20 protein-coding genes and 1 pseudogene are annotated in these 22,596 nt (G+C 35.5%); 5 read left to right on the top strand and 16 right to left on the bottom strand.

What is annotated here, in order from left to right; all coding sequences use genetic code 11:
- Positions 1 to 80: 80 nt before the first annotated feature.
- The 5 genes from ACVPPR_RS01890 to ACVPPR_RS01870 form a co-directional block, all read right to left on the bottom strand.
- The gene (locus ACVPPR_RS01890; RefSeq protein WP_462304506.1) at positions 81 to 1,457 is read right to left on the bottom strand and encodes a UDP-N-acetylmuramoyl-tripeptide--D-alanyl-D-alanine ligase; all 1,377 of its coding nucleotides are present in this window, start codon (positions 1,455 to 1,457) and stop codon (positions 81 to 83) included.
- A gap of 33 nt (positions 1,458 to 1,490) precedes the next feature.
- Positions 1,491 to 2,555: a D-alanine--D-alanine ligase family protein gene (locus ACVPPR_RS01885; protein WP_462304505.1), complete on the bottom strand. Its 1,065-nt coding sequence runs from the start codon at positions 2,553 to 2,555 to the stop codon at positions 1,491 to 1,493.
- A 91-nt stretch (positions 2,556 to 2,646) separates the two neighbouring features.
- Positions 2,647 to 3,435: a hypothetical protein gene (locus ACVPPR_RS01880; RefSeq protein WP_462304504.1), complete on the bottom strand. Its 789-nt coding sequence runs from the start codon at positions 3,433 to 3,435 to the stop codon at positions 2,647 to 2,649.
- A gap of 37 nt (positions 3,436 to 3,472) precedes the next feature.
- Positions 3,473 to 4,369, bottom strand: a complete 897-nt coding sequence (gene htpX / locus ACVPPR_RS01875; protein ID WP_462298328.1) for a zinc metalloprotease HtpX — start codon at positions 4,367 to 4,369, stop codon at positions 3,473 to 3,475.
- A gap of 17 nt (positions 4,370 to 4,386) precedes the next feature.
- The gene (locus ACVPPR_RS01870; RefSeq protein ID WP_462304503.1) at positions 4,387 to 4,944 is read right to left on the bottom strand and encodes a LemA family protein; all 558 of its coding nucleotides are present in this window, start codon (positions 4,942 to 4,944) and stop codon (positions 4,387 to 4,389) included.
- A gap of 188 nt (positions 4,945 to 5,132) precedes the next feature.
- Between ACVPPR_RS01870 and ACVPPR_RS01865 the strand changes: the two genes are divergently transcribed.
- Positions 5,133 to 5,600, top strand: coding sequence for a low molecular weight protein-tyrosine-phosphatase (locus ACVPPR_RS01865; protein WP_462304502.1), 468 nt, complete (start codon positions 5,133 to 5,135; stop codon positions 5,598 to 5,600).
- Positions 5,601 to 5,637: 37 nt separating this feature from the next.
- Here ACVPPR_RS01865 and ACVPPR_RS01860 read toward each other — a convergent pair whose 3' ends face one another.
- Positions 5,638 to 6,351, bottom strand: a complete 714-nt coding sequence (locus tag ACVPPR_RS01860) for a class A sortase (RefSeq protein ID WP_462298322.1) — start codon at positions 6,349 to 6,351, stop codon at positions 5,638 to 5,640.
- Between the two features lie 101 nt (positions 6,352 to 6,452).
- Here ACVPPR_RS01860 and ACVPPR_RS01855 point away from each other — a divergent pair, with 101 nt between their 5' ends.
- Positions 6,453 to 7,688, top strand: a complete 1,236-nt coding sequence (locus ACVPPR_RS01855; protein ID WP_462304501.1) for a multidrug efflux MFS transporter — start codon at positions 6,453 to 6,455, stop codon at positions 7,686 to 7,688.
- A gap of 87 nt (positions 7,689 to 7,775) precedes the next feature.
- Here the strand turns inward: ACVPPR_RS01855 and ACVPPR_RS01850 are convergent, their stop codons facing one another.
- From ACVPPR_RS01850 to ACVPPR_RS01825, 6 genes and pseudogenes are all read right to left on the bottom strand, one after another.
- A complete protein-coding gene (locus ACVPPR_RS01850; protein ID WP_409021601.1) occupies positions 7,776 to 8,039 on the bottom strand; it encodes a type B 50S ribosomal protein L31 in 264 nt (87 codons plus the stop codon).
- A 106-nt stretch (positions 8,040 to 8,145) separates the two neighbouring features.
- Entirely contained in the window at positions 8,146 to 9,411 is a 1,266-nt protein-coding gene (gene rho / locus ACVPPR_RS01845; protein WP_462298320.1) for a transcription termination factor Rho, read from the bottom strand.
- 8 nt (positions 9,412 to 9,419) lie between these two features.
- Positions 9,420 to 10,685: pseudogene (locus ACVPPR_RS01840) on the bottom strand (UDP-N-acetylglucosamine 1-carboxyvinyltransferase).
- 122 nt (positions 10,686 to 10,807) lie between these two features.
- A complete protein-coding gene (locus ACVPPR_RS01835; protein ID WP_462304500.1) occupies positions 10,808 to 11,686 on the bottom strand; it encodes an RluA family pseudouridine synthase in 879 nt (292 codons plus the stop codon).
- A 262-nt stretch (positions 11,687 to 11,948) separates the two neighbouring features.
- Positions 11,949 to 13,430 carry a helix-turn-helix domain-containing protein gene (locus ACVPPR_RS01830; RefSeq protein ID WP_462304499.1) on the bottom strand — a complete coding sequence of 494 codons (1,482 nt, stop codon included), beginning with the start codon at positions 13,428 to 13,430 and terminating at the stop codon, positions 11,949 to 11,951.
- Between the two features lie 218 nt (positions 13,431 to 13,648).
- Entirely contained in the window at positions 13,649 to 14,197 is a 549-nt protein-coding gene (locus ACVPPR_RS01825) for a TetR/AcrR family transcriptional regulator (RefSeq protein WP_462304498.1), read from the bottom strand.
- Positions 14,198 to 14,318: 121 nt separating this feature from the next.
- Here ACVPPR_RS01825 and ACVPPR_RS01820 point away from each other — a divergent pair, with 121 nt between their 5' ends.
- The gene (locus ACVPPR_RS01820; protein ID WP_462304497.1) at positions 14,319 to 15,320 is read left to right on the top strand and encodes an NADP-dependent oxidoreductase; all 1,002 of its coding nucleotides are present in this window, start codon (positions 14,319 to 14,321) and stop codon (positions 15,318 to 15,320) included.
- 31 nt (positions 15,321 to 15,351) lie between these two features.
- Entirely contained in the window at positions 15,352 to 16,194 is an 843-nt protein-coding gene (locus ACVPPR_RS01815; RefSeq protein WP_462304496.1) for an alpha/beta fold hydrolase, read from the top strand.
- Positions 16,195 to 16,277: 83 nt separating this feature from the next.
- Here ACVPPR_RS01815 and galT read toward each other — a convergent pair whose 3' ends face one another.
- Positions 16,278 to 17,762 (bottom strand): UDP-glucose--hexose-1-phosphate uridylyltransferase, encoded by a 1,485-nt coding sequence (galT, locus tag ACVPPR_RS01810; protein ID WP_462304495.1) that lies wholly within the window; start codon positions 17,760 to 17,762, stop codon positions 16,278 to 16,280.
- A 24-nt stretch (positions 17,763 to 17,786) separates the two neighbouring features.
- A complete protein-coding gene (locus ACVPPR_RS01805) occupies positions 17,787 to 18,953 on the bottom strand; it encodes a galactokinase (RefSeq protein ID WP_462304494.1) in 1,167 nt (388 codons plus the stop codon).
- A gap of 128 nt (positions 18,954 to 19,081) precedes the next feature.
- Between ACVPPR_RS01805 and ACVPPR_RS01800 the strand changes: the two genes are divergently transcribed.
- Positions 19,082 to 20,074, top strand: coding sequence for a LacI family DNA-binding transcriptional regulator (locus ACVPPR_RS01800; RefSeq protein ID WP_462304493.1), 993 nt, complete (start codon positions 19,082 to 19,084; stop codon positions 20,072 to 20,074).
- Positions 20,075 to 20,117: 43 nt separating this feature from the next.
- On the opposite strand, the gene ACVPPR_RS01795 is transcribed toward ACVPPR_RS01800, so the two are convergent.
- Both ACVPPR_RS01795 and ACVPPR_RS01790 read right to left on the bottom strand, forming a co-directional pair.
- A complete protein-coding gene (locus ACVPPR_RS01795; protein WP_462304492.1) occupies positions 20,118 to 20,975 on the bottom strand; it encodes a hypothetical protein in 858 nt (285 codons plus the stop codon).
- A gap of 155 nt (positions 20,976 to 21,130) precedes the next feature.
- Positions 21,131 to 22,591, bottom strand: coding sequence for a glycoside hydrolase family 1 protein (locus ACVPPR_RS01790; protein WP_462304491.1), 1,461 nt, complete (start codon positions 22,589 to 22,591; stop codon positions 21,131 to 21,133).
- Between the last annotated feature and the right edge of the window lie 5 nt (positions 22,592 to 22,596).

Here is a 22,596-nt window from a genome sequence, read left to right as displayed (position 1 = left end):
AGTTAAATTAATTTAATTCTGACCCTTCATGAGTCACTATTTAAACTATAATAACACCTTAAATAATATTAAGCAAATGCCTAATGAGTTTGTAAAGCCGATAAAACGGTTTCTAAATGAACACCATGGCTTCCTTTAATCAAAATAGCATCTTTTTCGGTGCGTACTTCTAGTAAATCTTGAATCATAGCCTCTTTTTGATCTAAATCATAATAATGAATATGTTGATCATCATATTTTGATTTTAACGACTTTGCTAATGAATCAATTTGATTTCCATAGAGGTAAACACTTTGAATTTTTTTATTATCAAAACTATCAGCTAAACTGATGTGCATATCACTAGATTGCTTCCCTAATTCAAGCATATCGCCCAAGACAACAATTCGGTTACCAACAACATCACTATTTGAAAATGCTTTGATAACCGCTTTTGCAGCCGTTGGGTTTGAATTATAAACATCACTTAAAATAGCTTCGCCCAAATGACCTTTCAACCATTCCGTCCGATTTTTGGTTAAATCAAAATCACTGAGTGCTTTCACAATATTCTCAGTTGATACGCGGTAACGACGACCAACTGAAATAGCAGCCATCGCATTATCCACGTTATATGTACCAATCATTGGAATTGTAAAATTAGCATCAGGTATTTCTCTCACCTTAAAGCTCGTCATTGTCTGATTACCAACAACATTTGTAACACTTAAATCGGCACTCTCACCATGGCCAAAACCAAATGATTGTTGCTCAATATTGGCAATTCGTTCTCTTAATAACGGTTCATCCGCATTATAAATTAATAAACCGTCTTCTTTTAAGCCATTCACAATTTCCATTTTTGCATCCGCAATTTTATCACGAGTACCAAAAAATTCAATATGTGCTTCACCAATCATTGTTATTACAGCGACATCAGGCTGTGCGATACGACTTAAAAAGTCTAACTCACCAGGATGATCCATCCCCATTTCGACAACAACCACTTCAGTATTAGGTTCCATACTTAATAACGTCATTGGCACGCCTAAATGATTATTGAAGTTAGCTTCCGTTTTACAAACATTGTATTGTTGACTCAAAATTTCTGTAATCATATCTTTAGTCGTTGTTTTACCATTACTACCAGTAACTGCAACCACTTTGGGATTGATTTTATTCAAGTAATATTTTGCCAACTCTTGATAAGCTTTAAGGGTATCATCTACCAAAATAACCGGAATTTTTGTCGGCATTGTCTCTTGGTGGTCAACTGCCCATAAAGTTGCCGTTGCCCCATTATCTATCGCATCTTGGATATAGTCATGACCGTCATTTTCGGCCACAATCGGAACAAACAAACTTCCAGCAGTTAATTGGCGACTATCAAATAAGACACTTGAGATATTAACTGGTTCACTACTCATTTCATTTTTGGCACCAACTGCACCTGCAATTTCAGTTAATTGCATTTTCATTATCTAAACCCTCACATTCGTATGACCATTAAATCAATTGTTGGCCTGATTCTTTTTCAACGCCAACTGTAATAATTCTTCAATTAAATTACTATAACTAAGCCCAACAGCTTCCCATAATCTTGGATACATTGCGTTTTTATAAAAACCTGGCATAGTTGTGATTTCATTTATATAAATATCTTTATTGGCACTAATAAAGAAATCGCATCGTGCAAGCCCGGAACCATCAATAACTGCGAAAGCCCTTTTAGCAAAATCAACTACCTTAGCGAGCAATTCCTCATCAAGTTCAACCGGAATTTCAGCATCGTGATCTTCTCTCATTGTCAATTTACGATCGTAGATATGATCAAATGACAAGACTTCACCTGGAACACTTGTTGCGATTTCTTCATTACCCAATAATCCAATTTCAATTTCACGCGCAACAATGCCACGTTCTACAATCACACGCGACCCAAACTCAAAGGCTTTATCAATTGCTTTTCGCAATTCTAAACTATCAGTTGCTTTTGTCACACCAATTCCTGAGCCTAAGCTCGCTGGTTTCACATACATCGGGTAAAGTAATTCACCCTCACACCGTGCAATCACACTAGATGCATTGTTTTTCCAAGCTTGTGCATCAATCGCTTCGAATGGCACAACAGGAATACCAGCTTGTTTAAAGAGTAATTTACTCATAATTTTATCATTACCAATAGCTGATGCTAGCACACTATTGCCAACATAAGGAATATCCAATGTTTCAAGTAACCCTTGAACCGTCCCATCTTCACCATTTGGACCATGTAAGACGGGAAAAACGACACTGTCTTCAGGATTAAATCCATTTGGTAAAAAGGCCGTTCCTTTTGAATTTTCATGTTCATTGGTTGCTTGATTTTTTTCATCTGCTTCTTCAAGGCGCAAATTATCAGCAAACTTAACAGGTTCTGTCAGCGTCTGACCTTTCAGCCATTTTCCTGTTCTCGTAATATAAACGGGAACCACTGAATAGTATTGGTAATAGATAGCTTGTGTTATTTGAAAAGCGGTCGAAAGCGAAACCTCATGTTCCGCACTCTTACCACCATAAAGTAAATAAACGCGCATTAGTATTATCCTCCATTTTTTGCAACTCTCATTGTATCATGCTTTTGAAATTCAACAAAAAAGATAACATGAATTAATCCCCGTTATCTTTTTAAAACGCTATGCTATCTTCAAAAGCAGCTTGATTTAAAATGACAAAGTGCCAACTTTGATCGACAAAGTAATAATCCAAACTAGCAACTAATTTTGATCCTTCAGTCACTAATGTTGGTTCATGCCATTTCATTTGGTACACGTTATCAATCATCACATAAATAGGCACTGATATTTTCGTGTTATTCACAGTCATTACTGAAAAATCCAATGCGACACCTTCAATAAACAATGGCATTAATTCTTCAATAATATGTTTCGACACTTTTTTTAACGTCATTGGACGCCTTCTAAACAAGCCATTTTTTTCGCGATATGATCGATTAACATGTCTAATAACTGATTTAGAAAAAACATTATAAAATTGGTTCAAATAACGATAATAGATTTTCAATGCATCATTTGGCAATGTCAAAAAAACATAATCATTTTGTAATTTGTAATAAAATGGTGATTGAATATGTGAAAAAGTGTGTCCTAAATATAAGAACTCTGATATTTCTCTTGGTGTGATTAATTCTAAATCGTCTTGACTATCAAAATCAATCCAATTTTGTTTCACCCCGACAGTCCCCTTATTCAAGTAACGTGCAATATCTTCTTCCCCAGTAACCGTGTTAAATCCCGTCGCGATGTCAATCTCATTTTCATAATCCACTGGATTTAATGACAAAATATTGGTTGGCAATTTGGGAATGCTTGTTATGAAATCTGCCCTGGAAATCCCATAAGATAAAATCAAATGAGAAACCGTTTCAATATGAATATAGACTAAATTGTCTCTCATTAACTATCATCCCCATTTTATAAAATAGTGACTCTACTTACATTGCTTCTAGTCGTGCAATTCTATCTGCCATTGGTGGATGCGTCTGAAATAATCCAGACGTTTTTTTCTTCAATGGATTTGAAATATAAAGTGCGGCACTACTTGGATCAGCACGCTTCATTGGTTCACTATCAGAGATTTTTTCCAAAGCATGGATGAGCCCTAATGGATTACGAGTCAATTCCACAGCTGAAGCGTCAGCTAAATATTCTCTATTTCGAGAAAGTGCAAGCTGAGCAATAGTTGCCGCAATTGGCCCTAAAATAACCAATAGTAAAGATAAAACCATCAAAATAATTTCTAATGATCCGCCACCTTCTCGATCATTACTACTGCGACGACGACCGCCACCCCACCAAAATGAGTTCATCCCAATATTAACTAGCAGTGAAATAGCTGCTGATAAAGCTAAAGCAATTGTTGATAACCGAATATCATAGTTACGCACATGCGAAATTTCATGAGCCATAACGCCTTCTAATTCTTCTCGGTTTAACCGGTTAAGTAACCCAGTTGTTGCAGCGACAGCCGCATGTTCTGGGTTATTTCCAGTCGCAAATGCATTAGGACTGGCATCTTCAATAATAAAGACTTTTGGCATAGGAACTTCTCCAACAAGCGCCATGTCTTCAACAACATGCCATAATTCTGGCGCATCATCGACTGATTTAATTTCAGTCGCATGGTTCATGCTCATGACCACACTGGTTGACTGTGAAATCATCAAGCCCATATAAACACCAGCAATGACCACAGCCATGATTAATCCAGAAAGCGCACTATTAAAAAAGGCGTAACCAACCGCACTACCAATCGCAATCATTAATAATACAAAGCCAATTAAAACGTAAATCGTTTTGCGCTTATTTTGCGCTATTTGATCATATAACATAGTTATCTCCTAATTCCTTAATCAAATGAAACGTTAGGTACAGCCTTTTCAGCTTCTGGCACTTCAAGATAAGCCACTTTTGTAAAGTGATGAATGCCTGCAACAATATTTGATGGGAATGATTGAATTTTAGCATTCAAACTTGCAGCAGTTGAGTTGAAAAGTTGACGTGAATAAGAAATTTTATTTTCTGTATTTGATAATTCTTCCATTAACTTAGTGAATTCTGTATTAGCTTTCAAATCTGGGTAACTTTCAGATAATGCAAAGATACTCTTCAATGATTGACTTAATTGATTAGAAACTTCCATGGTTGTTTCATGTGAATCAGTTGGCGTTTGTGTCAATTGATTCCGCAATTCAACAACTTTAGCGAAAGTTTCTTTTTCATGAGTAGCGTACCCTTTAACTGTTGAAACCAAATTAGGAATTAAATCATTACGACGTTTTAATTGCACATCGATTTGACTCCATGACTCCTCAGTGCGAACCTTTGCTTTAACCAAACCGTTGTATCCACTAACGTACATAATAATTAAAACAACTACGATAATACCAATAATAATCATTGTCATAAATTTCAGTCTCCTCTTTAATATAAGCTATCTAATTTTTGTTCTTATCCTCATTCATCATACCAAAGTTAGCCCCTTTTAGAAAGCAACTAAGCTAACGTTTTCATCAATTCAATCAACTGATTTTATTTAATCTGAATATTATGGCATAATAGCCTTATTGAGAAGTTTGTAAAGGAGAGTATTAAATGATGAACGTATTATTTGTATGTATGGGAAACATCTGTCGATCACCTATGGCTGAGGCTATGTTAAGAAATGAATTAGATAAATTGGGACTTTCTGATCAAGTGACGGTTGATTCTGCTGGGACAAGTTCTGCACAAGAGGGCAATGGTGCCCACGAAGGGACTATCGCAAAATTAGCTGAACATAATATTCCAACTGATGGTCTCATTTCACGTCCAGTTAGTTATTTAGATTTCATCAACAGTGATTTAATCATTGCCATGGATGATATCAATGTTGAACGCCTTGAAAAAGGCGCACCAGCATCTAAGAAAAAAAATATTGTTAACTTTCTTTCTATCGTCCCTGGTAAAGAAAATGACTCCGTACCTGATCCTTGGATTACAGGCGACTTTGACGAAACATATGATTTAATTAGTCTTGGCATGCCTTATTGGATTGCTAAAATCAAAGCTCAAGTTCAATAAAAAAAGGACCAACAATTAAATTGTTGGTCCTTTTTTGCTAAACATTATTATGAATCATTTTAAAATACGCTTGAACTGTTTTTGGTGCAGATTTATATGTCCATTTTTGTAGATACTTTCCCTGAACCATTAAACGCCCAGCACCAGTATCATCACAAGTAATTAAGGTAACTAGCGTTTTGCCCGGAACATCGTCAATCACTTGAACATCTGTTGCTTTAATATATTTCATCTTTGATGTGGTATATTCATAAATATTTTTTGCATCCGTTAAATAGATTTTTTGCCCAATCTCCATTCGAACTAACGGACTAAATAATAAGTCTTTGCGAATCATATGATGTCCAGCAAGGGCATAATTGCCCTCGCCCATTTTCTCATCTTCTTTTAAAGTCCCAGCTGAAAGTGCTAGTGTATTGGTACTAACACCTTTAGCGATAGGTAAATTCAATGAGACGCTTGGAATACTAATTTCACCAAGCAAGACTAAACTTTTTTCATTCGCTTTAGCTTTCAAAACATCCGCAGTATTTAAACTTTTAACTTCACTAAAATCAAAAGATGCTTTTTTATTCTTATTTTTATCAACCAGTGCAGTATCAATATTAGGCTTGGTTTTGCCAACCAAGAAATCTTTAATTTGTTCATTAAAAATTAACGAAAGACCTAACAATAATAACAATATTAATAATAGAGTCGTTAGCCGCTTCTTCCAACGACCTTTTTTAGCTTCTTTATTTTTTTTCATCATTACCCCACTTTTCCATTAACCATATTTTACCATATAACTTTTATTCTTGTTTAGTGTTATGATTGTAATTATCGAAACTATTTTTAGGAGGACTTTTTAATTTGTTGACTTCACTAAAATCGACATTTTTCCGTCCTAGACAACCTTGGGAACAAAATTTATTTGTATTATGGTTTGGTACATTCATGGCCGGCGTCGCATTTAGTTTAATTATGCCGTTCATGTCACTCTACATTGATACGTTAGGTGACTTCAGTAAAACCCAATTAAATTTTTATAGTGGTATTACCTACTCATCTACATTTTTAATTACCGCCATTGTTTCCCCACTATGGGGTCGTTTAGCTGATCGAAAAGGTCGTAAATTAATGATTCTAAGAGCTTCATTCGGAATGGCCATCGTCATTGGCTTAATGGGACTTGTCAGTAACGTTTATCAATTAATTGCGTTACGTTTATTACAAGGTGTTTTTTCTGGTTACATTAGTAACTCGCAAGCACTGATTGCAACAGAAACACCTAAGCGGCAAAGTGGTAAAGCACTTGGCATTTTAGTTACAGGTAGCGTGACCGGAACTTTATTCGGGCCACTTATCGGAGGCGCAATAGCTGGTATTTTCGGTTATCGAATCACGTTCTTCATTACAGCTATCATTTTATTCATTGTTTTCTTACTCAGTTATTTCTTTGTTCATGAACATTTCACGCCTATTGAAAAGGGTGACATGCAGACATCAAAAGAAATTTTCAAAGGTCTACATCATCCTAAATTAATTATTGGGATGTTCGTAACCACCTTAATCATTCAAGCGTCAAATTACTCAATCAGTCCTATTCTAAGTTTGTACGTTCGCGAGCTCCTTCACGACGTCGGAAACATCACGTTCATTAGTGGCTGTGTGGCTTCCATTCCAGGAATAGCGACATTGATTGCAGCCCCTCGCTTAGGTACTTTAGGCGATAAGATTGGTACGGAACGCATTTTAAAGATTGCATTAGTTGCTGCCATCTTTATTTTCATTCCAATGTCGTTAGTTACCAACGTTTGGCAGCTTGGTGGCTTACGTTTCCTTATTGGGATAACCGACGCTGCGATGCTACCCGCCGTTCAAACGATTTTAACGAAAAATACCCCTGCAGCATTTACAGGCCGTGTCTTCAGTTATAATCAGTCGTTCCAAGCCATGGGATCCGTTGTTGGTCCTATGATTGGATCAACTGTTTCTGGTGTCTTTGATTACAAAGGTGTGTTCGTTTCAACTGCTATTTTGGTAGGTATCAACCTTATCTGGGTGATGTATGTGACAAAAGACATGTATATAAAGAAAGCAAAATAGGAACGCTCACAATCAAATGAGCGCTCCTATTTTTTTGCATAAAAAAAGGAACGAAACTTAATAGCTTCATCCCTTTTGAAATAGTTCTTATTTTGCAGCGTTTGCGTCTGTAAGACCATATTTCTTGTTGAAACGATCCACACGGCCATCGGCTTGTGTAAATTTTTGACGTCCAGTATAGAATGGATGTGAATCCGATGAAATTTCGACACGAATCAATGGGTATGATTTGCCATCTTCCATTTCAATTGTTTCTTCTGAATGTTTTGTTGAACCTGAGATAAATTTGTAACCTGAAGTAGTATCCATAAATACAACTTCATGGTAATCTGGATGGATTTCTTTTTTCATAAGTAAGTACTCTCCTTTGCCCTAATCCATCTGCTGGATTAGAGTTATTCTTTATATTACAACATGCACAAGCTTACCACGAATACGTTAATTTTACAATTAAATTTTATTTGCTTGCTTTTGTTAAACCCTTTAAAAATTCGACATTATTTTTAGTTTTCTTCATTTTTTGAATGACTCGTTCTGTGGCAGCAAGTGAATCACCAGACATTGTCTTTCTAATCTGCCATAGTTCCTCAATTGTTTTTTTAGGTAGAAGGAGTTCTTCCTTCCGTGTACTTGATTTTTTCAAATCAACGGCAGGAAAAATACGGCGTTCAGCAAGGTCTCTTGAAAGTTGCAATTCCATATTTCCAGTTCCTTTGAATTCTTCATAAATAACATCATCCATTCGACTACCCGTATCAACCAAAGCAGTCCCTAGAATCGTTAGACTTCCGCCTTCTTCAATGTTACGTGCTGCACCAAAGAATTTTTTAGGCCGATAAAAGGCAGCTGGATCAATCCCACCTGACAATGTCCGTCCACTTGGCGGAATCGTTAAATTATAGGCCCTAGCCAATCGTGTAATTGAATCCATTAAAATAACAACATCTTGCTTATCTTCAACTAATCGCATTGCACGTTCCAAAACCAATTCAGAAACACGCGCATGATTCTCAGGTTGTTGGTCAAATGTCGATGACACAACATCCCCTTTAATTGAACGTTCTAAGTCAGTCACTTCTTCAGGACGTTCATCAATCAATAACACAATTAATTTTACTTCAGGATGATTTTCAGTAATTCCTTGCGCAATTTCCTTAAGCAAAGTTGTTTTCCCTGCTTTAGGTGGTGCTACAATCATCCCTCGCTGTCCAAACCCAATGGGTGCAAATAAATCAGTTAACCGTGTTGATAAATTTTGGCTAGTTGTTTCTAATTTTAATTGTCGATCAGGATATAGCGGCGTAAGCGCTGGAAAATGCGGACGTTCTTTGGCTTCTTCCGGATTCTTACCATTAACCGTATCCACATGCATCAGTCCATAATAACGTTCATTAGGCTTAGGTGGTCGGGCTTTCCCGCCAACTAAATCACCATTCCTCAAATTAAACCGATTGATTTGAGAAGCTGAAATATAAATATCTTCTTGTGATGGTCCATAGTTAATTGAACGCAAAAAGCCGAACCCATCCTGATTGGGAATGATGTCTAAGACACCTTCCATCAAAATAAAGCCTTGTTTCTTTGCTTGTGTTCTTAAAATTGCCAAAGACAATTCTTTTTTATTCATTTGGCTATAATATTTTATTTTATACTCTTGTGCATAACCATAAATTTCTTTAAGCGTTTTATCTTTTAATTCATCCATTGTTAAAAAATCGCTCATTTGATCACCTAATCTTCATCGATAATTTCAACATCAGCAGATAAGTTTGTCATTTTTTGGACAACACAATCATACCCACGCAAAATATTCTCAGCTTTCTCAATTATGGTTGTTCCATTAGTCATCAGCGCAACTTCTAATAATGCGGCACCAGCCCGAATTTCATCAGCGTAAACCGTTTGACCGGTTAGTTCAGTTGATTGGTTAATTCAAATAATGCCCTCTTTTGATTCAATTTTAACGCCCATTCGTTGCATTTCGGGAATGTGCTTAACACGTTCAGGATAGAGCGTGTCAATGATGCGACTTTCTCCTGCTGCTTTAAGCATCACTGCAGTAATAGGTTGTTGTAAATCAGTTGCAAAACCAGGATAAGGTGAGGTTGTCACTTCAATTGGCACAATCTTATCGCCACCAGGAACAAAAATACTATCTTCATTGACTGTAAAAGTAACACCCATTTCACTAAGTTTAGCTAAAAATGAATCTAAATGTTCAGTGATGACATTTTTAACCAATACGCCTTCACCCATTGCAGCTGCCAATGATAAATAAGTGCCCGCTTCGATACGATCTGGAATAATCGTATGCGTATTAACGGCCTTCAAACTATCAACACCTTGAATTCTAATTTCACCGGTACCCGCACCACGAATATGTGCACCCATGTTATTTAAGAACGTCGCAATATCTATAATTTCAGGTTCTTTGGCAGCATTTTCAATAACGGTTGTTCCTTTTGCACGAACAGCGGCCAATAAAATATTGATTGTTGCCCCCACTGAAACAAGGTCCATAAAAATACGGGCACCCTTTAATCCTTCAGGGCCACTCGTGATAATGACGGCATCATCTTCTTCAATCACTTCAGCTCCAAGCGCTTTAAATCCCTTAATGTGTTGATCAATCGGACGTGGTCCAATATTATCACCACCAGGAAATCCGACAACTGCACGACCAAATCGACCCAATAAGGCACCCATAAAGTAATAAGAAGCTCTTAAACTTTTAATTGCACCACCAGGTAATGGTTCGTCTTTAATCATGGTTGGATCTACCATTAAGTTGCCTGCATTAAATTCAGATTTAACATTCATTTGATCTAATATTTTCATTAAGTTATGCACATCTAAAATATCGGGGACACTGTCAAAATGCACAGGTGTATCCGCAAGAATAGCTGCAGGAATCAATGCAACCGTGCTATTCTTCGCGCCACCGATTATTACTTCGCCGGACAGTTTTTTACCGCCTCGAATAATCATCTTTTTCATTTATTATTTCCTCACTTAAAATACTCTCACAAATTAATTATAACTATAATTAATAATAAAGAAAAAGCTTGCGAAATACAATACATATTCATCACTTTATCCAAATAATCAATCTTACATTACTATTTTAGTAAACGTGCCATGTCTTCTGGAAGTTCTGACTCAAAAGCTAATTTTTTACCAGTAAATGGATCTTCAAAACTTAACTTAGCTGCATGCAAGGCTTGTCTTTCAATGCCTTTGTCCATAGGGCCGTCATATAAAGCATCCCCCACCAAAGCATGGTGAATAAAATCAAAATGAACACGAATCTGGTGCGTCCGTCCCGTCACTAATTTTACATCAACTAATGTGTACTCTGGGAATCTCGTCACAACTTTATAGGTTGTTTCTGATGGTTTCCCTTCAGCCATAACAGAACGACGAATTTCGCCTTCCTTTTTACCGATTGGTTCTTTAATGTCGCCTTGATCACTTTTAACATTACCTGTAACAATTGCCAAGTATGATTTTTCTAACTGACCATTGCTCAACTGAGTCGCAATTAAGCTGTGAGCAAAACCATGTTTAGCTAATAAAACTAATCCGCTTGTAAAGCGGTCTAAACGCGTAATGACATGTGGCACCAAGCTACTTGAGCCCGTTGCAATCAAATGGCCCTTAACTCGGTTAACTAATGTTGTGTCTTCATTTGATGGACCTGGCACAGTTACCATTCCAGCTGGTTTATCAATAACTAACCAGTTTTCATCTTCAAAAACAATCGTTAATGGCTCATTACTTGTATGAATAACATCATTGTTGGGTTCTTCTGGTAACGTCAACACAACTTCATCACCATCAATCAGTTGATAATCCCAATATTCATTCTTTTGATTAACACGCACTTGGCCTTCGCCTTGTTTAATTCTAGCGATTAATCGTTTACTAACGCCAACCTCAATTAAAAATTTTTTTAAACTAATTGTACCTTCACCATTATTTGTCAGCGTAAATTGCATGTTGTCATCCTTCATTTCTCGTCATAGCGTTTATTCTCTATCTTATCATACTTAGCAGCACATAAAAAAAAGGTGATTATAATCGTTAAATTATAATCGCCTTTTTATTTTGTAATAAATAATTGTTTTACCACTTTTCGACACTGTGTAACAACGTTCCAAAAAGAAATCCCCCACGAATATCTCTTATTAATACTCTATGTTATATATTATACCGAAAATACCGTGGGTTGTACTATCAAAAAAAAACATACCATCATTTTTAATGATTGTGCTTTCTAGTCATGTCTAATAATTTTTTTTCAATCTCCAATGTATCACTGTCCCGACCCAATGCTGTAATCACATACTTATCAAGTGCATTATTTTTATAGCTTTTATCCATAAAATTAGTCACAACCATATCGTATTGATGCATAGAGTCATAAGTGCTTACATTAACGCGTAAATTAACGTTCAAATTCTGACTGGTATTTCTAACAAATAACTCTTTAATTCGTTCATTCGCATTTAAATCAATACCAACCGTTAACATTCTTTCTTTTTCGAGTAATTTGGCACTAAAGATTTCAACAATTTCTTCAATAAATTCCTGACGGTAACGTCGATAAAAATCAGACCACTTTTTATCTAATTCTACGTTATCAATCAATTCATCCATAGCTGTTTCAACACGGTGTCGAACCAAATCATTAGAATATTTTTTCCGGAAACTATTCATCATATAGGTTCCTACCGTATCCATGATGCCCCGAAAACAAAATGCTTCGGTACAGAGTGGGTATAATGATTCACTAACGTCTCCACCAATAATTTTAATATCTAATTTAGATTCAAGGCCTTGTTCTAAATATTCAACAACTTGTTGAAGTTCCGTATTATTCGCACGGTTAACTGCAATGAAATCACGAGATAGGTATGCACTTGAAGGAATTGGAATAAACGCCGTCGTCCAAGCGTAGAACGCCGCACTCTCAAAATAAATATCAATTTTATTGGTAAATTGTGCATAAATATCAGTCATTTTTTCTTCTACTTGATCAAATAATGAATTATTTATAATCATGTTTGCTAAAACTTCAGGCACTGTCAGATTATCTTGCGGCTTACTTGTCATTCGATGGACGCTGACTTTCACCCAGATTTTTGCTCTCATCAAATTACCATCATTCGCATTGAAATCAAAATAGTCTTCAAATATTTTGATAAAATCAAGAATAACGCCTGCTTCTGCTGCGTCATCGTATTTAAAATCAGTTGCTAAAAACAATGAATAATAAAAGAATCTAATTTGCATTTCAGCGCCAACTATCTCACCATGTGCGATTTGAATATCAAACTCAGACAATAAATTATTTAATTGTTTAATTCGTCTAAAGATAGAAGATTCACTAACATTTAAACTCAGACTTAAACGTTCAACACTATTACTTTCATTATGATAAAAAGCCATCAGGATTTGGTAATTAATTGATTTTTTAACGTACCGATAAACAGCCTCGTAAAAATTCATTTTACCTCTACCCACAAATTGAACACTATTCTTTTTTATAATCATAAATGCTTCGTCGCCTGAATTGAATTCATTATCTAATTGTTGCAACGCGAATCGTAGCGCTGTATCCGAGACATTTAATTGGTCACAAATTGCTTTTCTTGATAAACCACGTTCATTTAACGATAACAATTCAATAATTTCACATATTAAAAGCTCTTGTCGATCTAATATATCTTTTTTGTACATTTATGCCTCCGAGAATTTTCCAGCAATATCAACATGTCAGCTTTTAGTTAGAATAACATACCTCTTATTTTAACATAAAACCCCCAACATAGAATTTCCCCTTTTATCCCCAAGAATTAATCTTAATCCATTAGAATAGCTTAACAAACATAATTTTATTTGTCACTGAATTATTAAATTAAGATTAAAAAATTTATCTTAATTTAATAATTCATTCTTTAAATGCCTTTTTCAATTAATTGCCACATTTGCTCAAAACGTGCTTGATAATTAGGCAAATTCCACGTTTCCTTGAAGTTAGGTAACATAAAAACAGAGAATGCCGCAAGAATGGTTTCCGCTCTTTCCAAATGAGCATCATGATAATCCATCAGCTCATCAATCATTTGCAAGATATCAAAAAGAACCTCTCGAAGAACTAGCGGATTTGAATCTACATAGCGTGTGTTTATTTCAAACATATGCGGATTTTCATTAAATGCTGTCTTTTTAGCATTTGTAAAAGCCCATAACTTGTCATGTAAGACTTGTTCCTTATCCATTCCAGTTTCGATATCAAGCGTCATTTGACTTAAAATAGTTCGTTTAAACCAAGCTTTTGCCACAGCTACCAACAAGTCTTCCTTATTATTAAAATGTTTATATAAGGCACTATGAGAAACACTCAGTGCATCTGCAATTTGTGTCATTTTAATTTCTGATGTATCCATTTGTGCCACTAAAAGTTCAGTCATATTCACAATCATGTCATTGGTTAATTTAGCCATTTGAACTACCTCCATTATGTCTTTATTATATCCTAACATAGCCATAAGTTACATTAATTGATTTTTGTTACTTATTATTTTATACTCAGTTTATTAACATAGACAAAGGAGACAAATAATTATGAAAGCCGCTAAAATCAACCAATATTCAAAAGAAATAAAAGCAGAAGTGACTAACATCCCAGTTCCAACTATTAACGAAAACGAAGTCTTAATTAAAGTTAAAACAGCTGCCGTTAACCCATTAGAACTACTCATTATGACAGGTAGCGTCAAATTAATTCAAGCTTATAAATTTCCCTTAACAATCGGTAATGAATTAACCGGAACTATCGAATCAGTGGGCGCAAATGTTACTAATTTTAAACCCGGGGATGCCGTTTATTCACGACTTCCACTTGAAAAAATTGGCGCAATCGCTGAATATGCTGCAGTAGCTTCTAACGCAATTGCACCATTACCCACAAATCTTGATTTTGATCACGGTGCAGCTGCGCCACTAACCGGTCTTACGGCTTACCAAGGATTGCATGAAGAATTAGACGCACAACCTGGTGAAACACTTTTCATCCCTGGTGGCTCTGGTTCATTTGGTCAAATGGCAATTCCAATTGCTAAAGCAGCCGGCTTAACCGTTATCGTCAGTGGTGGCTCACGTTCAAAAGAAGCAACATTAGCAATCGGTGCCGATCAATACTTAGATTATAAAACAGAAGATTACTGGAAAGTTCTATCAAATGTCGATTATGTTATCGATACACTTGGGCCGAATGAGTTCGAACACGAATTAGCAATCATTAAACCAGGTGGCCGTTTATTGTCACTTGTATCCGGACCTAACAAAAGATTTGCCGTTGACCGCAACTTACCTTACTGGAAACAATTATTATTCACACTAGCTGGTGCTAAATTGGATCGATTAGCAAAGGCAAAAGACGTCGAATATCACTTCATCTTTGTCCGCTCAGATGCTGAACAATTAAGAGAATTGACAAAAATTATTGAAACAAATAACATCGTCCCACAAGTTGACCCAACAGTTTTCTCAATTGATGCTATCAATGAAGCGTTACAACTCGTTTCATCAGGTCATCCTACCGGCAAAGTATTAATTAAATTTTAACTTAAAATTATAGAATGGAGATTGATTCATTATGACTAATTATTCATATATTGATGCACCAAACCTATCCGTAACGACACAAGATGGCACGACATTTGCTTATCGAGAAATGGGCGAAAAAACAGGTATTCCCGTTGTCCTATTAACTCATTTATCAGCAAACTTAGATAACTGGGATCCTCGTTTAATGGATTCATTAGCTAAGAAACACTGGCTAGTTGCCTTTGACAATAAAGGTGTGGGTCTATCTAGCGGTAAAGTCCCTGATACCATTCAAGAAATGGCAACAGATGCCCTCACGTTTATCCATGCGATGGGCTTCTCAAAAGTTGATATCTTATCACTTTCAATGGGTGGCATGGTCGCTCAAGAATTAGTTGCACAAGAACCTGGATTAGTTAGAAAATTAGTCTTAACCGGCACAGGTCCTCGTGGTGGAAAAGGTATCGATCAAGTCAGCAAGCTAACAAATATCGATATATTGCACGGATTAGTAACCTTTAAAGATAGTAAAACTTATCTTTTCTTCACACGTACAAAAAACGGTAAAATGGCTGCTAAAACTTTCTTAAAACAACTTAAATTACGTAAAGTTGATCGCGATAAATCAATTAGTATTTCTGCCTACCTTCCACAGTTAAAAGCAATTAACCGTTGGGGCAAAGAGGCTCCAGCTGATTTATCTCAAATTACACAACCAACGTTAATCGCAAATGGTGATAATGATCGAATGGTTCCAACACCTAATTCATACGACTTAGCTGCGCGTATTCCTGGCAGCAAATTAGTTATTTATAAAGATGCTGGTCACGTTGGTATCTTCCAACATTATGCTGAATTCAGTGACACACTAACTGCATTCTTAGAAAAATAGTTGTCCCCCATTCTTATGTAGAAACTAAAAAAAGAGTACCGGAATTGGCTTTTAATCGCCAATTTCGATACTCTTTTTTAGTTTTAAACTTGTTCCATAAATTTAACGAAGGCTTGTTGTCCGTGGTCATCTTGCTTATAGACCCCAGCATCTTCAAGTACTCGCATGAAGACTTTCCCAACTTCATTTTGCACAAGCGCGTTGACTGTCTCTTTAGAGATTGTCCCGTTATCTCGCTTAATCTTATCAGCCCAAGTTTGATGATAAGCTGCTATTGTATTCGGTTGATCAATCAAATAATTCTCAACCTCTGCCATTTCAGTTTTCAAACGGGGTGGTAAGATGGCTAATCCCATGACTTCAATGAGCCCAATGTTTTCTTTTTTGATATGTTGAACATCAGCATGTGGATGATAAATCCCATCTGAAAATTCAGCAGAAGTTTGATTATCACGTAACACTAAATCTAATTCATAGCGCCCATCATGCATTCGAGCAATTGGCGTTACCGTGTGATGTGGTGTGCCATCAGCATCTTTCGCTAAAATTTGGGCATCAGCATCACTGTAATCTTGCCATGACGTCAAAATCTTGGCTGCTAAATCAACTAATCGTTCTGAGTCTTCACCGTTCAATCGAATAACGGACATTGGCCATTTCACAATTCCCGCTTGAATATCATCAAACCCGACAAAATGCATTTCTTGACTAATTGGTGCTTTAGCCATTGGAAAATCATGACGACCACCTTGATAATGTTCATGCGTTAAAATTGATCCACCAACAATCGGTAAATCAGCGTTACTACCCGCAAAATAACCGGGGAATTGCTTTACAATTTGTAGTAAATCTTCGAATGTTTTTTTATTAATGACCATAGGTTCATGCTTTTCATCCAAGAAAATTGAATGTTCATTGAAATAAGCATATGGCGAATATTGGAAACCCCATGTTGCTTCGCCCAAATTAAATCGGATAATACGATGGTTGCGACGAGCTGGAAAATCTAAACGTCCAGCATACCCTTCGTTTTCCATACATAATTGGCATTTAGGATAACCCGTTTGTTTCATTGTTTTAGCTAGCGCAATTTGTTTTGGATCCTTCTCAGGTTTAGATAAATTAATGGTAATCTCTAAATCACCATAATTAGTTGGCACCTGATAAGCAATATTTTTCGCAATTGCGGCAACCTTAATATAGTCGTTAGCTTGACTCAATTCATAAAAATAAGCTAATGCGCGCTCTGGATTTTTGGCGTACAAATCCCAAAATCTTTTATTAACATGACTTGGAATCGGCGTAACTAAATCCATTAATTTAGCACCCAAAATATCTTGTTCTGCGACTAAATCATTAATTTTTTCAGTCTTAACCGCTAAATCAAGTAAGGCATCTTTAGCAGCAATCACCGTATTGTCAACTGGTTCAGAAACTTGCATCTCTGACTCGCCAACCAAGTCTAAAACAACGTTCACTAAATAATTTTTATCATCTGTCGAATAAGTTGTTGGATCAAATTGAATGACTTTATCGACAAACTTGGCAATTAATTGATTAGAATCCATATTTTTCCCTCTATCTCTTTATGCTTAATCTAATTTTTTGGCGCCATCAGAAATTTCTGCTAAATAGAAACTTGGTGCATACCCAATTTTTTCTTCGTAAATTTTACCAACTTCTTTTTCAAATGCGTCAACTTGATCTTTAGCAACGATGGCAATCGCACATCCACCAAATCCAGCACCAGTCATTCGTGCACCAAGTACCCCAGGTTGTTTCCAAGCTGCATGAGCAAGTGTATCCAATTCAATCCCAGTTACTTCATAATCAAATTGTAATGACACATGTGATGCATTGACTAACTTACCAAAACGAACTAAATCTTCATCTTTCAAAGCTTCTTGAGCCATGATTGTTCGTTCATTTTCTGAAACCGCATGACGAGCACGTTTTAAGAGATTTTCTTTTTGAATTAAGTAAGTTTGTAAATCGAAACTTGCATTATCTAAATCACCTAATGACTTAATATCGTTTTTCTCTTGTAATAATGCTAATGCTGCTTCACATTCACTACGACGTTCGTTATATTTAGAGTCTGCCAATTCACGACGTTTATTCGTATTCATAATAATAATAACATTATCTTTTAAATCAATTGGCACTAACTCATAATCAAGCGTATTTGTATCTAACAGGATCGCATGATTTGCTTTACTCATACCAACAGCAAATTGATCCATAATTCCTGAATTGACACCAATAAATTTATTTTCTACCATCATCCCTGTTTTAACAAGGTCTACACGGTCAATCTCTAAGTTAAATTGATCTTCTAAAATAACCCCCATCAACAATTCAATTGATGCAGATGATGATAAGCCAGCGCCATTAGGAATATTACCTTCAAGGCAAATATCTAGACCCTTATCAATCACATAGCCTTGTTCTTGCAAATAAACAATCATCCCTTTTGGATAATTTGCCCAATTATGTTCTTTTTGGTATGACAAATCACTTAAATCAAATGAGACAACACCATCATCTTTAAAATTATTAGACATGATATTAATGGTTGTATCGTCACGTTTTGTTGCAACTGCATATGTTCCCAAAGTAATTGCTGTTGGAAAGACATGTCCACCATTGTAATCTGTATGTTCACCAATTAAATTAATCCGACCTGGTGAGAAGTAACTTGCATCTGCATCGACACCATAGACATCTTTAAATTCACTCTTTAAATTATTAATATTCATTATATTTTTCCTCCAATTTATTAACCGCTTTCATTTTACTAAATATTTACTAAAATTACAATCTTTTTACGTTATTCTTTTTTATTATGTTAAACTAATAAGCATAATCACCTATTTAGGAGGCAATTATGGCAACACTTAAAGACATTGCACAGCTCGCTAAAGTTTCCAATGCAACGGTTTCTCGTGTATTAAATTACGATCAAACACTATCCGTTGGTAATGAAACACGTAAACGAATTTTCGAGGCAGCTGAACGGTTAAATTACTCAAAAAACAAAAAAAAATCACATACAGCCCAAGGTAAAATTGCTATTATTGAATGGTATACCGAAAAAGAAGAACTAGATGATTTATACTATCTTTCTATTCGAATTGGGATTGAACGTAAATTACTTGAGCTCGGTTATGAAATTACACGCTTTTTTCAAAATGATCAATTTGATTCACTAACTGACGCACTTGGCGCCATCATTATTGGTAAATACAGTCCTGCTCAAATTAATGAACTTAAACAAATGAATTCAAACTTAGTTTTTGTTGATATGAATACACTAGACGCTGGTATTAGTTGCGTTATGACTGATTTCAAAACGCCTGTTAAAGCCGTTATTGACCATTTCAACGCACAAGGTCTAACAAAAATCGGGATGATTACAGGGGAAGAAAGTACGTTTGACGCTGTTAATCTAGGCCCTGATTCTCGCTTCACTCATTTTAAAGCGTACTTAGAAAGTGCTCATAATTATCATCCTGAATGGATTTACACGGGCGATTTCACACCAGAATCTGGTTACCAATTAGCTTTAAAATTATTAGCTGAACAATCAGACAATCTGCCAAACGCCTTATTCATCGCCAACGATGCAATGGCTGTTGGTGCCCTACGTGCCTTGAATGAATCTACAATTAAAGTTCCTGAGCAACTGAGTTTAATTAGTTTTAATGATACCTCGATTGCTGAATACACCTTCCCAACACTCAGTTCCGTCAAAGTATATACCGAACAAATGGGAAAATCTGCTGCAGAACTATTAATCAATCAACTGGCAATGACTGATATTATCCCTCAGGTCATTACGATTGGGACAACCTTAACGCTTAGAAATAGTTCTAAATAAAAATAGGCCATTTCAGAAATAAATTCTGAGATGACCTATTTATTTACCTATTTTTATTACGACCAATTAACCAGGCTATCAATCCAACGACAACCATGATTAAACTACCCATTAGCATTGTATTGAATGTCGCACTAATATAGTTATTCACAATATCAGTAAAGACTGATGCTCGATCAGAAACGAGACCAATCAAGCCACTATATAAAGCAATTGCTGCTCCAATTGCAACTAAGATACCACTCCAAATTGCGCTAGATCCCACATATTTAAGAGGAATAAAGAACGCACGATTAATAACTAATAAAAGTAACACAAAAATAACTGACGCAATTAAACTATCTAAAAAGAATGTTTGAACCGTTGCTTTCGTAGAACTAAACATTGTGGAAACCTTTGATAGATAGGGTGTTTGAATTTGATTCGTTAAATACCGACTGAGATTACTTTTAAATACAGCAATAAGATTAGTGGCTTCTGCCTTAGCCGTTAGATTTGATGTATCTGTTTTTTTCATAACGTTACTAGCAACTTGTTGCGTAATCTCATTTGCATTAATGATCGTTTTTTTACCCGCATAAACATTGCTAATACTTGTTTTTGCGATATCTTTAGCTTGTTGATCCGTTAACGCATTTTTCACAGTTGACGCTGGTATATTATTGTAAGCTGCGATATTTGAAATTTCATCATTCATCTCTGTTGCCACAAGTGAAACATTGGCATCCGTTAAAACTTTATCCTCCGTATATTTTTGATTCAAGACTGTCATTTTCAAGACACTTGTCACAAACAAAACGATAAGACTAAGACTTAAGAAAAACGATAACCAACTATTAAGACCTCTGTGATTGTCCCGACGATTAGTTCCGTTATTTTGACTTTGGAATTCTTCCCGCATTTTTATATCCCCTTTGATAAATTCTGATATTTTAATAATTACTTTAGTAAATCCAATTATACTCGACGTAATTGAATAATAATAGGCTATAAAAATAAAGCCTCTCATAACCTTTTGGCTACAAAATGCTTTAAATTAAAGTAAGTAGTAATTTATTATAATTTAGATCCATTTGATTTTATTACATCATGATACCAATCAAATGATTTCTTTTTCGTCCGTTTTAACGTTCCTTGATTAACATCATCTAAATCTACATAAATGAAACCATATCTTTTACTCATTTGCGACGTTGAAGCGCTAACTAAATCAATACATCCCCATGAGGTATATCCTCTAACATCAACCCCATCTTCAATGGCATCGGAAATAGCTTGAAAATGGTTACGAAAATATTCAATTCGATAATCATCTTGAACTGAACCATCCACTTCAACTTTATCATTATATCCTAATCCATTTTCAACAATCCATAATGGTTTATTGTACCTATCATATAAATCAATTAATGATATTTGTAGCCCTTTAGGATCAACTTGCCAACCCCAATCTGTAATAGGTAAATAAGGGTTTTTCACACCTGTTGTTAAATTACCGCCCACTTTTTTTCTTTGATCAGCCTCTGAACTTTGAACTATTGACATATAATAACTGAATGAAATAAAATCAACTGTATTTTCTTCCAACACTTTTAAATCATTCAAGCCCATCTTAATATCAAAATAATTATCTTTCCAATATTTAAGAATAAATATTGGATAAATTCCTTTTACTTGTACGTCAGTGAAGAAAAAATTCATTCGATTATCTTTCTGTGCTAAATAGATATCTTCTGGCTTACACGTTTCGGGATACGTCATCGTTTTGGTTACCATACAACCTAATTCACTAGTTGGATAATTTTCTTTTAGATACCTAGTAATTAAAGCACTTGCTAAAAACTGATGATGCAGAGATTGATAAATTGCTTCTTCAGCTTTTATTTTACTTGAATAATTTTCTTCAATAATACCCACAGTTGTGAACGCATGTCTGAATGCACTATCAATTTCGTTAAAACTCAACCAGTAACGAACAGTATGACTAAACCGATTAATACAGACCTTCGAGTAATGAACAAAAAATTCCACTAATCGTCGGTTTGCCCAGCCGCCATACTCTTCAACTAGATGCAATGGCATTTCATAATGAGATAGTGTCACAATAGGCTCAATGTTATATTTTTTTAACGTAGCAAATACCTTATCATAATAAGCCAATCCAAGTTCATTAGGTTCTTCCTCATCACCATTTGGAAAGATTCGTGACCACGCTATCGATAATCGATAGCATTTAAAACCCATTTCTGCAAATAAAGCAATATCTTCTTCAAAATGATGATAAAAATCAATTCCATGCCTTTTAGGATACAATTGTTCATCATCAGTATTTCTTGCCGCAATAACATCTTCTGGATAAGTATGCCATTGTGACACATAATCTGCTTTATCAACATTTGGCTTAAATTTAGCTACATCTGCTACACTCATTCCTTTTCCATCAATATTCCAAGCACCCTCTACTTGATTAGCAGCTGTTGCGCCACCCCACATAAAGCCTTCTGGAAATTTACTCATAGCAA

The organism is Dellaglioa sp. L3N (genome assembly GCF_054941095.1).
Note: the sequence above shows the minus strand (reverse complement) of the source record. Positions and strands in the feature narration are given on the sequence as shown.